Here is a 15,312-nt window from a genome sequence, read left to right as displayed (position 1 = left end):
AGTAGGAGGAGGGGATAAGCAGTGAATCTGCCAGCACGAGATTTGGCCCAGTATATCGCAAAACGCTCTCACATTGTTGTAAAAGCGGCGGTGCGGGCTGAGAACGAACAAGGTGAATTACTGCTGATTCAGCATGCGGGGCACGGTCAGTGGCGGTTGCCAGCTGGTGAGATGCGCCCTGGGGAAGCCATTGAAGATGCTGCACATCGGGAGTTATGGGAAGAGACAGGTTGGACTGCTGATACCATGATTCTGGAAGGTCTGTATTCGGGGCCTGATCTTCGGCATATGCATTCGAGCGGAGATGAAGAGTATTATGTCATTGCCCTGTTTCGGACAGTGATCATTCAGGATGATCTTGTGGAGTCGCGTGTAAATAGTGATGCGGGTCTTAAGTTTTTTGCTCTGGAGTCTTTACCACCTCTGAATGAGATTAGCCGAATTCTGTTAGCGCGGGATATTACAGAATAAAATAAGTGTTGACGCAAAAAATGACCTTGGCATCCACGTAAAGTGGGTGACAAGGTCATTTTTTTAAGAATTCGATTCACGTGCTCAGAGCATGAATTATACCTGATCCAGTGGTTCATCATCCATCGCAAAATCAAAATCATCAATATCAAATACCTGTACTGGTGATTCGGACTCAATGATGCGTGCGATCAGTTCAACCTGATCGGTGAGAATCGGGATACTCAGGCGCTGAGATGTCAGCAGTAATTCTGTCTCAATCGGATCGAAATACTCCCCGTACTGTGCCGTATCTATTGCGTTGATAATGGCAATGGATACTTGGTCACCAAATAAAATGGAGGGGCTTTTGGCCCATGGAACAAGTAACGCACGCTCTATTTTTTTCTTATTCAGCGGTTCCTCGAAATAAGAAATCATTTCATTGATTTTGGATTTCACATGCTGATCATCTGCCGGGTTATCCATCATGGGATCAGGACTGGTCTGGAATTCATATAGCTCAAGGATGGTGGTATAAGGAACAATATATTCAACAGGCGCGGGCGGCGCTAGCAATTGACCGTAAATGGCCACCATCACGGCTTCTGTAATAAACTGACGTGACATGGTTCCTTAATCCTCCTGCGCCATTAATAGTTGCAAAGTGAATCTATAACTTCATGCAACAGCATAACCTCTAATATGCATTATTCTGCTGTAGACTCGTGTACATAATTTGCATGAATAGAAGTATATCACACAACGGTGGGAAATACAGCCAATCTGCAGAGCATGTCAGGTCACAACGATCACAACCCGCATCAGGATTTGCCCAGTAGCAGTGACAATATTCCTGCAGCAATCAATGGCCCTACAGGCACACCCTTGAACAGGGCAACCCCAAGTACCGTTCCGATCAGCAGTCCTGCGACGATAGTTGGCTGTGTCCCCATCAGCGTAGCGCCGCGTCCTCCGAGATATGCCACCAGTAATCCTACACCAATGGCGAGTAGTGATTTCCAGTGCAGGAAAGACTCGCCAATGGTCTGCAGACTCATCTTGCCACTGGCAAGAGGTGCCATCACGCCAATAGTCAGAATGATGATGCCCAGTGTAAGTCCGTATTTTTCGAGCCATGGAAATGCCTGATTCAGGTTCAAGACGCGTAGCAATAACAGAAATACCATCGCTACGGTCACGGGTGTGTTGCTGCTGATAATCCCGAGAGCCGCAAATACGAGCAACAGCAGGGAAGTCATATCCATGGTTTTCATTTCCCTTCAGTCTGTCCGCGTTGTCTGCTAACGATATGTTCCGCGATGTACCGTCCATGCCAGCGTCCGGATTCAATAAAGACTTCATTGGCATTACGCCCCGAAGCGATAACTCCGCCCACATATACACCAGGTACGCTGCTTTCCATCGTTTGTGCGTCATATAGAGGTTTATCCATATCATCAGACATCTCCACACCTACCGACGTGAGTAGTTGTCGATCCGGACGGAAACCGGTCATTGCCAGAACAAAGTCATTATCCAGTTCACGAGTGGAACCATCCGTGTGTATTAGACGAATCGAATCATCCAATATCTCATTTACGCGTGACTCCAGGTGCAGCGTGATGCGGCCTTTTGTCACCATGCTCTCGAATAACGGACGTACCCATGGTTTAATATGCTGGGACAGACCACTGCCGCGATAAACCATATCAATATGTGCTCCGACTCGAACCAGTTCCATGGCCGCGTCCACGGCTGAGTTGCTTCCGCCAATAATGGCGACACGTGTACGGGTATAGGGGTGGGCTTCCCGGAAGTAGTGGGTTACTTTATCTTTATCTTCTCCAGGGATGCCCAGATAGTTAGGATGGTCAAAATAACCGGTAGCTACAACTACATTGCGTCCAACATGTACGATGGCCTCCCCGCGGCGATTGAGCGTATGTACCTCAAACGTGCCATCATCCTTGCGTTTAATTTCACGGGCTTCCTCATAGTTATGAACACGCAGACCAAAATGTTCGGCTACCCTGCGATAATAGGCAAGTGCTTCATAACGAAACGGTTTATCATTAGGTGTGCTGAACGGAACATTCCCGATCTCAAGCAGCTCGGCTGTGCTGAAAAACTGCATATGGGTTGGATACAGATAAATAGATTGAACGATATTGTATTTCTCAACGATCACAGCGGACAGTCCCAGCCGCTCACATTCAATGGCAGCAGATAGACCGCATGGGCCTCCGCCGATAATAATGACATCTTCCATGTTCTTAATCCTCCTTATTTCAAGCAATATAATCCTACCGTAAATAACGAGCCAATGCCAGTTCAAGCGTGAGTTTAACTCAGACAAGCATACATGATTCCAAAGGAGTTGACGCGGAGAGAAGAAAAGACTAATATCAAATTAGATATTTATCTAAATGAAAGCGAGATGAACGATGATGCAGCTGGAGAAAATTGTGGCTTATCATAAAGCGTTGGCTGACCCGACCCGGCTTCGCATGCTGCTGTTATTGGCACAGGGTGAACTGCATGGACAGGCACTTGCCGAGCGGCTGAATCTGTCACAGCCAACCGTGACACATCATGCATCCAGGCTGAGAGAGGCGGCGCTGATTAAGGAACGACGGGAGAAAAATACAGTGTATTTTACACTCAATCCTTCGTTTATCCGCGAGAATGCACAGGCTTCGGTTGATTTTATCTTTAAGAGAGAGGAGGTTACGGATATGAGTGATGTGAACGAAACATTGAAAGCCTCGGTCATGAGAAATTTTTTCTCCAAAGATGGACGACTGCGTCAGATTCCGGCTCAATACAAGAAAAAGCTGATTGTACTTGGTCATCTGGTTGAGCAGCTTGAATTCGGTCGCAAGTATACCGAGAAAGAAATCAATACATTTATACAGAAGTATCATGAAGATTTCGCCACCATTCGGCGGGAATTTATCATGCATCAGTTCATGTATCGGGAAGAGGAGATCTATGAACTGAATCCGAAGGAAATGTGGACGCGCTGGGATCAGGTCAAATAGATTAGATGTGATAAAAATCAGGCTTGACAACTGCAGAGGGCGTTGTGTAACATAATGGATAATTCTACAAGGGAGGCGATTGTTTATGACAAACTTAAATGCAGTATACGTTAATTTGAATATGAACAGCGTCTCCGGGACGGATCAAAGCATGTAATTTTGCGTTAGCTGGATAGCAGTATCCATTTTAACGTGAAGTATGTCATGCTCAGATGAAGCCACGGGTGACGCACCCGTGGCTTTTTTGTTTGCCGATAAAAGGGTGTTCCTGAATTGTTTATAGCGGATGGTTAAGTATGCTATCCGGTATATCAACGAGAAGGGATGATCTTTGATTCGGCTAACTACTTATTGCCGCGGGTGTATTTCTACTCGTGGCTTTTTTGTTTTGATCTGAACCGGAGATGATTGTTCACTGGTCTTGAACGAAGTAAACAAACCTATTTTGGGAGGAATTTTTATTTTAGATAATCATATTGAAAAGTACGGCTGGTCTGCAAATTGGCAGAAACTGTGGCAAGAGACAGGAATGGAAGAGCAGGAGAGAAAGCCAGCCAGAATTATCGCAGACCATGGACATCTGCAACGTTTGATTACAGAAGAGGGCGAATGCTGGGGGAGAATTTCGGGCCGAATGCGTCATGATAGTCTGGAGACCAGTTTGGTACCAGCGGTTGGAGATTGGGTGGCGATTACAGGTCAGGCAGGTGAAGAAGCTATTATTCACCATCTGGTGCCTCGTCAGAGCAGGGTATCTAGACAGGCGGCAGGTCCAGTGACCAAAGAACAATTAATCGCCGCAAACGTGGATACACTGTTAATCGTGGCTGCACTTAATCATGATTTCAACCTTAGACGACTCGAAAGATACGTGATGATGGCTTGGAATGGTGGCGTAAGGCCAGTCATTGTATTGAGCAAAAGTGATCTGTGTAACAATGTGGAAGAACAGATCCGAAGTGTAGAAGGAATCGCTCCAGGTGTTGAAGTGCTTGCGATATCTGCAGTGGAGGGTCAAGGGAAATCCTTACTGGAAAGATATTTGCAGCCAGGGTTGACTGTTGCGCTCACAGGATCTTCTGGCAGTGGCAAGTCTACGCTGGTGAACTGGATGATGGGAGAGGATGTGCAACTTACACAGTCCGTCCGTGAGGGAGACAGCCGTGGGAGACATACCACAACACACCGGGAGATGTTTGTACTTCCACAGGGAGCGGTATTGATCGATACTCCAGGAATGCGTGAACTTAATCTCTGGGATGAGGGGAATGATGGGCTGTCACATGCGTTTGGAGAAATTGAAGAACTTGCAGCCACGTGCAGATTCCTGGATTGCAGTCATACACGGGAAGCTGGATGTGCAGTGAAAGAGGCCATACAGGATGGTTCATTAGATGAAAAAAGACTGAATAATTATCTGAAAATGCAGAAGGAATTGCAATATCAGCAACGCAAGGAAGAAGTGGCATCCAGAAAGCGTACTGCCTCCAGCAAACCGGCTAGTAGTCGCAAACCCAAGCACTCCCGTAGTGTGAAAGAGTGGGAGGAAGCCTGAAATCAGGCGGGCATCATCCGGTACCTTGCATAAGATAGGTCAGGAGGGATGTCATTATGCCAGATTACAGGATTATTGTAGATCTGTCTGACCACATGTTATATCTTCTGGATGGCAATCAGGTGATTAAGGGCTATCCTGTGGCCACCGGCAAGATGCTCACGCAGAGTCCAAACGGGGATTTCACGATTATTAACAAACAATCCAATCCAGGTGGGCCGTTTGGCGTGTTGTGGATGGGACTGTCAGCTCCCCATTATGGCATACATGGAACCAATGAGCCTTGGTCCATTGGCAAGTCTGTCTCCCATGGTTGTATACGCATGTATAACTCGGATGTATTGGATCTGTCTTCCAAGGTATCTGTAGGCACAAGAGTAACGATCCGGCCGTAGGGCCGGATTTTACTTTATAAGAGGTAGCTCAGTGGATGAATTTGGAATTACAGAAAGATGAACATATAATATGGTAAAGCTATGGCAGTTACGAGAGAAAGCGAGTGATAGCGATGTTAATCCGGCCGGCGCGCGAAGGGGATGCGCAAGGAATAGCGCATGTACATACAGAGAGTTGGAAAACAACGTATCGGGGAATTGTGCCCGACGATTTTTTGGATCATTTGACTATAGAATCAAGATTGTCCCAGTGGGAGAAGACCATTCGTTCTGGCGAAAAGGATCAGATCTTGGTGGTAGCTGAACAGGATCATGGGAACATTGTCGGATTTGCTTGTGGGGGTAAGGAGCGTGAAGGCAAATTACCTTATGATGGAGAGTTGTACGCTATATATTTGCTGAAGGAAGTGCAACAAATGGGGATAGGTCAGCAACTGGCGACCCATGTCGTTAATGATCTGCAGACCCACAATATGAAACGTTTGATCATATGGGCTTTGGAGCGTAATTCAGCTTGTCGCTTCTATGAAAAGATGGGAGGGACTCCAGTCCAGACACAGTCCATCCGCATTGGTGGCCAAGATCTGATCGAAGTTGGCTACGGATGGGAAGACTTAAGCCTCTTTGGAGAGAAGAGCCTGCCCGATCGATGAAAGACGTGCAGATAGGGATAGGACACTGTAGGTTGTATTGTTCCCTTAAGCATAAAGAATGGAATAGCTAATTCAAGGCTGCGCGTTTGCGTAATTCTGAACAAGGTTAATGATGTATTACACCGTTATGCAGGTGTGACATTCAATCTTGTTCAGGAGGCGTATTCAAATGACTTTAATGGACACCGAACATATAACATGGACGAAACAATATATTAATGGCAAATGGGTAGATGGCTCCGGTGAGAAAACAATGGAGTATATCAACCCTTATACGGGAGAAGTTATTGCCACATGGCGCTCTTCCAATAAGCAAGACATAGATAAGGCTTATGAGTCTGCTCAGAAAAATTCGATTGAGTGGGCGAAGTCATTACCTGCTGTCAAAGAAGAGGTACTGCGGAAAGTTTCATCTCTGATGGCAGAGCGAAAAGAGGAGATCATTCAACTGTTGATCACAGAATCCGGGAGTACCCGAATCAAATCGGAGGCGGAGTTTGCAGCAGCTAAACGCATTGTGGATGAAGCAGCATCTTTTCCTTATCGCATGAAGGGTGAGATTATCCCGTCCAATACCCCTGGCAAAGAGAACCGTGTGGTTCGAGAGCCGAAGGGAGTGATCGGTGTCATCGGGCCATGGAATTTCCCTTTGCATCTATGCCTTCGATCCGTAGCTCCAGCGATTGCCCTTGGCAATGGTGTGGTGATTAAACCGGCATCGGATACTCCGATTACGGCAGGTTGGCTCATCGCCGATTTGTTCGAACAAGCCGGTCTGCCTGAAGGCGTGCTAAATGTCGTTGCTGGAAGTGGCAGTGAGATTGGGGATTACTTTGTCGCTCATCCGGTTCCCAAAGTAATTTCATTCACGGGTTCCACAGAAGTTGGACAGGGGATCGGTAAATTGGCGGGTGAACATTTAAAAGAAACGGCACTGGAACTAGGCGGCAACAACGCCATGGTTGTGCTGGACGATGCGGATATTGAACGTGCTGCCGAAGCCGCGGTCTTTGGCAAGTTTCTGCATCAGGGGCAGATCTGCATGGCTCTGAATCGTATCATTGTGCATGCTGATATTTACGACAGATTCGTCGATTCATTTGTTGCCAAAACGAAGAATGTGCAGGCAGGTGATCCGGCAGATGCCAAAACACTCGTGGGTCCTCTCATTCGGGAAAAAGAAGTAACACGATTGCTGGAGCTTGTGAACAAAGCCAAGGCCGAAGGCGCACGGTTATTACTCGGTGGAGACAGTAAAGGCAGTGTGTTGTCTCCTACGGTACTTACCGATGTTAAACCTGAACAAGATATCGTGCAGCAGGAATTGTTTGGCCCAGTGGCAGTGATCATGAAGGCTCATGATGAGCATGAAGCTGTACGTTTGGCGAATGATACTCCTTATGGACTTAGTGGTTCCGTATTCACCACAGATCTGAATCGAGGCTATCAGGTTGCCCAGCGCATTGAATCTGGTATGGTGCATGTAAATGATCAGTCTGTGAACGATGAAGCGCATGTGATGTTTGGCGGTGAAAAAGCTTCGGGGATTGGACGTTTCGGTGGTGATTGGGCAATTGAGAAGTTTACACGTACTCGCTGGATCAGCATTCAGCACCAATATCGGGAATATCCGGGAGTGAAATAAGTCGAAAAAGGGTGAACTAGCAGAGGTATTTTTGAATGATTAGAGTGGGTTGCAAAAAGATCGACAAATCATGCGAAAGTCCGTCTCCAGCTTGGTGGGACGGGCCTTTTGCACAATTATACACCACAGCAAAATACGGCTTAATATAAGAGCGGAAAAGTTGTTTGGGGCCGACGCTATCTGGTTATTTATGGATACACGGAAGAATCGATCCGTAAATCCAATGGCAAAGGGGCTTTAAATTCATGTCCATTGACCGCTTTATTCTGAGGAAACTGAATACCTGTCAGGAAGAACATACACGTGCCAATTTGGTTCGGCTGTTTGTCATTCGTATTCGTAAAGCCGAGATTGCGGAAGAGCATGATGCCGCCTATGTCCTGAGCAAACTGCACTGAGTGTGATGGCTGATCATAATTGCAATCCGCTGTTAACGTGTATACACCTCAAAAAGGAAGCTTGTCTGTAACGACAGCTTCCTTTTTCATGTCTTGTAATAAATGTGAATTGGTAGACTCCATTTAATATAATGATAAAGCAAGGGAGTCGTTTTCACTTCGACTGTGGAGAATGGCTTCTCCATTAACAATCTCAATACTAATTAAAGAATGCAGACATTTTTGAATGGCGCGTTTACCGTTGCTAATTTTATGCTCAAGAGCACTGCTAAGCAATCTTAATGTCTTCTGCATAGGTTGTTTGTTTTCTTGATTAAAATATACAGGGATTGATTTGTTTTGAAAGGTTATTAGGGTTCTCACTTGAAATCACCTCACGGTTGTTATTTCATACAGGTAATATTAAATTCCAATGCTTAAAATTACCTTAAAATCAGCTTATGAAAACATAAAGGTGGGTAATGTTTGAAAAGTGTTCACAATTCAATTGTGAGCGAAGGAATAAAAGTCCTGAAAAACGAAACTTAATTTCCATTTAAATGGAACAAGAAATAAAAAGTTTCGTATCCTCGCAATATTTAAATGCATAACTGCCACGAAAGTTCTGAGTCGAATGTACGATATTTTAATATATACGTGGGTCATATGTAACAAAATTACAGGTGGTACATTGCAAACAGGGTGTTTATGTAAGAAAATAGGGTTGATATAACGATTCATTCTCTTTTTTTTGATTTAATCTGACATTAGGACAATTTACATATGAGACCATGGGAGGGATTCGGATGATTCTAACCGTGTATTCCGGCCGCGAGGAAGGAGAATGGTTCGACATCGATGTTCCGGATGAATGTACCATTGAACATTTGAAGACATTACTCGGCGTTCGCATTTTCGGACAGGCACCGGGAGACGGCATTCAGTACATCCTTGAAGCCAAGTTTCCGGAAGGGCTGTGGTTCTCTCCGCAGAACGCACAGCAGTTAATGGAAACAGGGCTGCGGCAAGGCAGTTGCGTACGTGTCCAACGGGCTTTTTCAACGACTACGGAAGAAGCGCCTGTGTATGGAAGACGTTCATTGTTTCAAAAGGACAGCAACGAATAGGGCTTTTGAACGTATACATTCTATTGAGCGAACTAAAGGAGGTCTTCTCTTCGTGAATGTGTTATATCAGCGTTCTCCAAGAATGACACCGGTTCTCAAGGAAGAAGGACTCGAAATACTCAGGCCTCCAACAGAACCGAGCAAACCTACGTTTTCCATGATATCCATTATTGTGCCGATCATGATGACCATGGTCAGCATTGGTTTCTACGTATATATCAATATGACCGGCAAAATGAACAACAGCAATTATATGATGTTTCAGATGATGACGGTCATGATGATGCTTACTTCTTACACCATTCCATTCTTCGTGTATCTGAGCAACAAGAAATCATATCGCATAAAATTGGAAGAACGAAAAACAATGTATCTTGCCCAACTGGACAAACACCGGGAAGAACTGAAAGAAGCTCAGGCGGAGCAAGTGAAGAGCCTGTACGAAATTCATGGTGATCCGGGTGTGTGTCTTCAAGTGGTGAAGAACCGGAACAGTTCCTTGTGGGAGCGTTCACCAGAGGATGATGATTTCCTTCAGGTGCGCATTGGTACGGGAGAGATTCCATTCCGTATCAAACTTCAGGTTCCGCGGATTGATGGTTACGAGAAGGACGAGCTGATTGAAGCGGCCCATGAACTTGCGGCTGAATTCCAGACGGTACCGGATGCTTCCATTACATTGCCTTTGTTCCAATCGAAGGTTATGGGACTGGTCGGTGATCGGGAGGAAGTGCTTGCTTCCCTGCGAGTCATCATCTCACAACTGACCGTACGTCATTCGCCTGATGAACTGAAGCTTGCTGCTTTCTATGAAGAAAAGGACAGCAAGGAATGGGACTGGCTTCGCTGGATGCCCCATATCTGGGATGAAGACCAAGGACAACGCTATATGGCCGACAGGCACAGCGGTGCGCATCAATTGGCGGACAGCTTGTTTTCCGTGTTGAACCGGCGCCGTAACAATAAGGAAGATCGCTACAAGAAAAGCATACAAACGCCGTGTTACGTTGTGATTCTCTCCGATACGCAATTGATTGAAGAAGAACCGTTACTTCCACTGCTGCTGGAATCTGCTCAGGACATCGATGTATGCACCATCATACTGGCTAATCGTAAGGAATCTCTACCGATGCATTGTCAGTTGATTATGGATGCCTCCCAAGGCAAAGGGGTGTATATCAAAAAAACGGAAGATGCGGATGTTATTCAACAATCGTACAAGCCTGATGTAATCTCGAAGGAGATGGCAGAGGCGCTTTCCCGTTATATGTCACCGATCCGGTTAAAGCGGTCATCTGCTTCAGATATCCCGCAAGTGCTTCCGTTATTCGATATGCTGAGCACATCACGCGTGGAAGATCTGGATGTGGTATCCAGATGGGGGCAGACGAGATATCCGGACACGCTGCCCGTACCAATGGGTGTAAGAGCTGGCGGCAAAAAAATAGCGATAAACCTGCATGACAAAATTGAACGTCAGGGTCATGGTCCCCATGGTCTGATTGCAGGTACAACCGGTTCAGGTAAAAGTGAAGTCATCCAGTCCATCGTAGCTTCACTGGCTGCTGAATTCCATCCGCATGATCTGGCCTTCATGCTGATCGACTATAAAGGTGGCGGTATGTCCAATACATTTGTTGATCTGCCTCATGTGGTAGGGACGATCACCAATCTGGATGGGAATCTGATCGAACGGGCGAATATCTCACTTCGCGCCGAACTGGTCAGAAGGCAAAAAATATTAAATGATGCGGGAAACCTTCAGCATATTGATGAATATTACAAAATTCTGCGTTCCAGACATGAACAGCCACTCCCGCATTTGGTTATTATCATTGACGAGTTTGCTCAATTGAAGCGAGATCAGCCGGAGTTCATGGATGAATTGATCAGTATCGCGGCCATTGGCCGGACACTTGGGGTTCATCTAATTCTGGCAACCCAGAAGCCAGCCGGAGTTGTGGACGATAAAATATGGAGTAATTCGCGCTTCCGGATATGCCTTCGCGTACAGAGTGAGGGAGATAGTAGGGACATGATCAAGATTCCAAATGCTGCCTGGATTACGAAGCCTGGTCGTGGATATTTCCAGGTTGGTAGTGACGAAGTATTTGAAGAAATGCAATTCGCCTGGAGTGGTGCACCGTATAACCAACAGGAGGATTCAACGACGGTACTGCCTGTCATGGAAGTACGCCTGAATGGTAAGCGGGAGCCTCTGTTAACCGGAGAGCGCAGAGCCGTTCTCAAAGGTGAAGATGTTCCGAAACAGCTTCAGGTATTTATTGATTATGTTGCGAAGTCTGCAGCGGATGCAGGTATCCGTCGTTTGCCAGGACCATGGTTGCCACCTTTACCAGAGACACTGGAATGGGAAGGTCTTCAGGACTGGCAGGAAGAAGAGAATCGGGATCTGCTGCTTGATGGCGGGGGTCTGAAACCACTGGTTGGTTTGCTGGATGATCTCCCTAATCAGCGCCAACAACCGCTCGCATTGCCTGTGGATCAAGGCCATCTGGTCGTTTACGGCATGCCTGGACTGGGAAAAACAACATTTGTTCAGACCTTGCTTATGTCGCTGGCCCGTTCCAATAGAACTGAGCCTTGGCATGGTTACATTATCGACATGGGCCGCATGATGAAGGACTTTGCAGCACTACCTCAGATTGGTGGCGTGATGATGGCGGAAGAGGAAGACCGTATCAAACGGTTATTCCGCTATATCCTCAAGCTGTCAGCACAACGCAAAGATATCATCTCAGAGGTGGGTGTTAAAACGATTTCGGCCTACCGCCGGACAGCTCACGCGGCTGTCCCGCAGGTTGTGGTGGTTATCGATGGTTATCTTTCATTCCGCAATGCCTATCCGGAAGAAAATGAACTTCTGGAGACGATTCTGCGTGAAGGCGGAAGTCTGGGTATCACTTTTGTGCTTACTGCGAATCGGGTAACCGATGTATTTGAAAAATTCAGAAGCAATATTCCCAATGCGGTTTCATTTGAATTATCCGATCCAAGTGATTATTATTATGCCGTGGGAAGACCTTCCAAGGCACCAAGCCAACTTCCGCCAGGACGAGGTCTGGTCAAAGGGCAAGTACCTCCGTTGATGTTCCAGGCGGCATTACCTTCTTCCGGGGCAGATGAGGGCAAACGTTCATCGGCATTGCGCCGTACGATCGCTGAGATTCGCCAAGGCTGGACAGGGGAAGAAGCGCCGCAGATTGCTCCGCTTCCGGAAGAGATCAAACTCAAGGATCTGCTCATTCGGACAGGATCATATGGTCAGGCTTGGGATACATCATCTATAACTGTCCCTGTGGGACTGCTTACGGATGATCTGGAACCATTCCAGCTTAATCTGCGTGAAGGTCCACATTTCATGGTAACGAGTCCGATGGAAGGCGGCAAAACGACATTTTTGTTGACATGGATGTTATCACTGGCTTATCATGCTTCTCCGGAAGATGTACAAATATACACAGTAGATATGCGTTATGGCTCAGGTGGACTGGGGGAAATCAGCAGTTTGCCCCATGTCCGTGGACATGTATCGCGAGAAGAACAGCTTGCACCTGTGATTCAACAGTTGTACGATGAAGTTCTGAAAAGAGGCGAGATTTCCGGTGGACCGGAACTTGTGCTCGTTATCGATGATGCGGACACCTTGTCCAAGCAGCTAAACGATTTTAATGTAAAAGATCAATTGGGAGCGATTGTTCGTCAAGGAAGGGATCGTGGTGTACACGTGATTCTATCCGGGGTTCCGGCAGACTTCCCGACCTTCGGTTCTGACTGGGTAACGGATGTGAAGGCCTCCCAGAGCGGAATGCTGTTCGGGACTTTAGACCCTAACGATCTCTCGTTCTTCCGTATACCTTATTCGGAATCCGGAGGTAGCTCAGGTGGGCTGAAGGTACTGCCTCCGGGTCAAGGTTATTATGTAAAACGTAAATATTCCAGGGTTAAAGGTGCAGTTCCATGTGATGAGAGCTGGAAAATGACCGATTGGATTTCTGAAATTCGTGACCGATGGCATGTTGTAGTTTGAGGGGAGGTGGCTCATAATGTTGACGGTTCATGATTCTAAGCAAAAGGTAGTCACGTTGCAAACAAAAGAACTTTTTTTCCTGGCGGGTATTCTCGGTTCAGACCGACTGCTTGGTGTGGAAGATCCGTTTCGCGGCTATATGGCGGAGGATATCGCGATGGAGTGGGAGCGTGTGAAAACCTCCCTGCTTGACAAAGGATATCTGATTCGGGATCAGGAAACCGATGAGCTGATCATGACACCGACCGTTTTCTCCAGGGTAGCCATTGCCGGATTGTCCGACAGAGCTTGCTGGATTCGCTACACGATCAACGGCAAGTCGTATGAGAGTTATATTCATTGCACGGATGAGCGGGTCGTTGAAGTTTCCCGTGTTGACGACGTACCGGACGCATTCCGGCTCAGCGATCTGGGAAGTGTTCGTGAAGCCATTGATGTTCTGATAGAGCGGATGAAATGGAGCGGCCATTCTCCTGCGGAGAAACCGGCACTAATGTGCTCCAAGAAAAAATTTTATGATGTCATGAATGAGCTCGAAAACAGCGAGGTACAGACTGTAGCAGATGAACTCGCACAGGAGACAAGTGATCCTGAGGGCTCACTTGCGCTGGCACGCTGTCTGGTGGGTAAGGAGTCAGACGGGGAGCTTCGTTTGCTCGTATGGAATGAAGACGGCTGGAAGTCACAGTCTGCAGCATTTGCAGCAAGTGCGGTATCCAACTGGTTGTTCCGTATGAGCACTGCGGCTTCAGATGATTGGCTAGTTGCAGCACTGACGACTAGAGAACAGTTTCACGAGATGCTGCTGGACTGGCTTAAACAGCCTGCAGGGGAAGAGGAAAGGTGATGGTAAATGCGCATTCGTGTGGAACCGGATGTGCTTCGGGCACTGAGCAAGCAGATTCAGTATGCAGCGGAGCAAATACAGCAAAAGATGACAGTGTTGGATCAGGCGATTCATTCGCTGGAGTGGGAGGTTGAATCCCGCGCAGCGGTGATGAATGAATGGAATCACAGTAAACGACTGGGCGAGGATGCGCTTCGTCGATTAATGGACTTAAGCGTACAGCTGGGACGCAAAGCATTGTTATTCCAGCAGGCAGACATGGAGTATCGTTCCGTGCTGAGTCATGTGAACACAGCCTATGGTAATGCGGTCAATATGCTGAATGTTCTTCAGAACAATCGTACAGGAGAAATCATGCCTGCACATTCTGCAACTGTAGCTGTAGTATCCGATCCCCTTTCCGCAATGGCGGCCGTATATCGTGTACAGGATGCCGCTCCGCCTGATGGCTCCCCGGCTACATTAGTTCAGGCCATGCAGCCTGAGCCAGTAGCATGGAGATTCACAGATCCTTCCTTTCGGGGAAGAAGAGGGACCGAGCCTGTGGTTTCCTGAAACAGGTGAATAAAAGCAACAGCAGAAAATGAATCTTTTTTTGTAAATAGGCTGTTAGGAGAAGTTTCAAGGGCTGAAAATGGGGTAAATAGGATTAGGTCCTTCGGCTTTTGTCCGATCGATCCTGGTATAGTACAATTTGAACAAGTCAAAATTTAATTGCACAAACCAAGGAGGAATTTACCAATGGCAGGACGTATTTTAGTTACCCCAGAGCAGCTTGATCAGGTTTCCAACCAATTTAAACAAAGCGGTGAGCAAAGTCAGCAAATCGTATCTACATTGACTCAATCCATCACAAGCATGGAAGGACAATGGGAAGGTATGACAAAGCAACGCTTCTTCCAGGAGTTCCAAGAAGCTAGCAAACAAATGCAATCGTTCGTTCAAACGCTGAACAGCATCAGCGCAGAACTTACAGCTATTGCTAACAAATTCCGTACAGCTGACCAAGCTCGTTAATCTGCTTTACATAGATCAGGCCGATTTGAAGTCTGAATTCGCTCTGAATCATTGGCGGGTAGCAAGCTGAAGATGTACAACTACAGCAAAAACCGGGCGTTGTCACAACACCCGGTTTTTGCTGCAACTATGACACTAGGACAGAGAGAGG

At 46.8% G+C, this 15,312-nt stretch carries 16 protein-coding genes; 12 read left to right on the top strand and 4 right to left on the bottom strand.

Annotated elements, in window-relative coordinates; all coding sequences use genetic code 11:
- Positions 1–21: 21 nt before the first annotated feature.
- Positions 22–471 (top strand): NUDIX domain-containing protein, encoded by a 450-nt coding sequence (locus tag AB4111_RS04820; RefSeq protein ID WP_253433969.1) that lies wholly within the window; start codon positions 22–24, stop codon positions 469–471.
- Positions 472–567: 96 nt separating this feature from the next.
- Here AB4111_RS04820 and AB4111_RS04815 read toward each other — a convergent pair whose 3' ends face one another.
- The 3 genes from AB4111_RS04815 to AB4111_RS04805 form a co-directional block, all read right to left on the bottom strand.
- Entirely contained in the window at positions 568–1,080 is a 513-nt protein-coding gene (locus AB4111_RS04815; protein WP_036609214.1) for a hypothetical protein, read from the bottom strand.
- Positions 1,081–1,274: 194 nt separating this feature from the next.
- Positions 1,275–1,718: a DUF441 domain-containing protein gene (locus tag AB4111_RS04810; RefSeq protein WP_017689083.1), complete on the bottom strand. Its 444-nt coding sequence runs from the start codon at positions 1,716–1,718 to the stop codon at positions 1,275–1,277.
- Positions 1,719–1,723: 5 nt separating this feature from the next.
- Positions 1,724–2,722, bottom strand: a complete 999-nt coding sequence (locus tag AB4111_RS04805) for a YpdA family putative bacillithiol disulfide reductase (protein WP_442030688.1) — start codon at positions 2,720–2,722, stop codon at positions 1,724–1,726.
- Between the two features lie 178 nt (positions 2,723–2,900).
- On the opposite strand from AB4111_RS04805, the gene AB4111_RS04800 reads away from it, so the two are divergent.
- The 6 genes from AB4111_RS04800 to AB4111_RS04775 all read left to right on the top strand — a co-directional run bounded on the left by AB4111_RS04800 (position 2,901) and on the right by AB4111_RS04775 (position 8,140).
- The gene (locus AB4111_RS04800) at positions 2,901–3,494 is read left to right on the top strand and encodes a metalloregulator ArsR/SmtB family transcription factor (protein ID WP_442031580.1); all 594 of its coding nucleotides are present in this window, start codon (positions 2,901–2,903) and stop codon (positions 3,492–3,494) included.
- A gap of 529 nt (positions 3,495–4,023) precedes the next feature.
- Positions 4,024–5,049 (top strand): ribosome small subunit-dependent GTPase A, encoded by a 1,026-nt coding sequence (gene rsgA / locus AB4111_RS04795; RefSeq protein WP_442030687.1) that lies wholly within the window; start codon positions 4,024–4,026, stop codon positions 5,047–5,049.
- A gap of 56 nt (positions 5,050–5,105) precedes the next feature.
- Positions 5,106–5,444, top strand: coding sequence for a L,D-transpeptidase (locus AB4111_RS04790; protein ID WP_442030686.1), 339 nt, complete (start codon positions 5,106–5,108; stop codon positions 5,442–5,444).
- 113 nt (positions 5,445–5,557) lie between these two features.
- Entirely contained in the window at positions 5,558–6,097 is a 540-nt protein-coding gene (locus AB4111_RS04785; protein WP_442030685.1) for a GNAT family N-acetyltransferase, read from the top strand.
- Positions 6,098–6,266: 169 nt separating this feature from the next.
- Positions 6,267–7,742 (top strand): aldehyde dehydrogenase family protein, encoded by a 1,476-nt coding sequence (locus tag AB4111_RS04780; RefSeq protein ID WP_442030684.1) that lies wholly within the window; start codon positions 6,267–6,269, stop codon positions 7,740–7,742.
- 245 nt (positions 7,743–7,987) lie between these two features.
- A complete protein-coding gene (locus AB4111_RS04775) occupies positions 7,988–8,140 on the top strand; it encodes a hypothetical protein (RefSeq protein ID WP_164783094.1) in 153 nt (50 codons plus the stop codon).
- A 123-nt stretch (positions 8,141–8,263) separates the two neighbouring features.
- On the opposite strand, the gene AB4111_RS04770 is transcribed toward AB4111_RS04775, so the two are convergent.
- Positions 8,264–8,503, bottom strand: coding sequence for a hypothetical protein (locus tag AB4111_RS04770; protein WP_074094612.1), 240 nt, complete (start codon positions 8,501–8,503; stop codon positions 8,264–8,266).
- A 422-nt stretch (positions 8,504–8,925) separates the two neighbouring features.
- On the opposite strand from AB4111_RS04770, the gene AB4111_RS04765 reads away from it, so the two are divergent.
- From AB4111_RS04765 to AB4111_RS04745, 5 genes are all read left to right on the top strand, one after another.
- Positions 8,926–9,246 (top strand): hypothetical protein, encoded by a 321-nt coding sequence (locus AB4111_RS04765; RefSeq protein WP_442030683.1) that lies wholly within the window; start codon positions 8,926–8,928, stop codon positions 9,244–9,246.
- A gap of 52 nt (positions 9,247–9,298) precedes the next feature.
- Complete coding sequence (gene essC / locus AB4111_RS04760; RefSeq protein WP_442030682.1) at positions 9,299–13,297, top strand: type VII secretion protein EssC; 3,999 nt, start codon at positions 9,299–9,301, stop codon at positions 13,295–13,297.
- A gap of 16 nt (positions 13,298–13,313) precedes the next feature.
- Positions 13,314–14,144, top strand: a complete 831-nt coding sequence (locus AB4111_RS04755) for a hypothetical protein (RefSeq protein ID WP_442030681.1) — start codon at positions 13,314–13,316, stop codon at positions 14,142–14,144.
- 6 nt (positions 14,145–14,150) lie between these two features.
- Positions 14,151–14,699, top strand: coding sequence for a WXG100 family type VII secretion target (locus AB4111_RS04750; protein WP_017689072.1), 549 nt, complete (start codon positions 14,151–14,153; stop codon positions 14,697–14,699).
- 186 nt (positions 14,700–14,885) lie between these two features.
- Positions 14,886–15,161, top strand: a complete 276-nt coding sequence (locus tag AB4111_RS04745) for a WXG100 family type VII secretion target (protein WP_017689071.1) — start codon at positions 14,886–14,888, stop codon at positions 15,159–15,161.
- The last annotated feature ends 151 nt before the right edge of the window (positions 15,162–15,312 follow it).

This window comes from Paenibacillus sp. 2KB_22 (genome assembly GCF_052115745.1).
GTDB lineage: Bacteria > Bacillota > Bacilli > Paenibacillales > Paenibacillaceae > Paenibacillus.
This window is presented reverse-complemented; position numbering and strand designations above follow the sequence as displayed.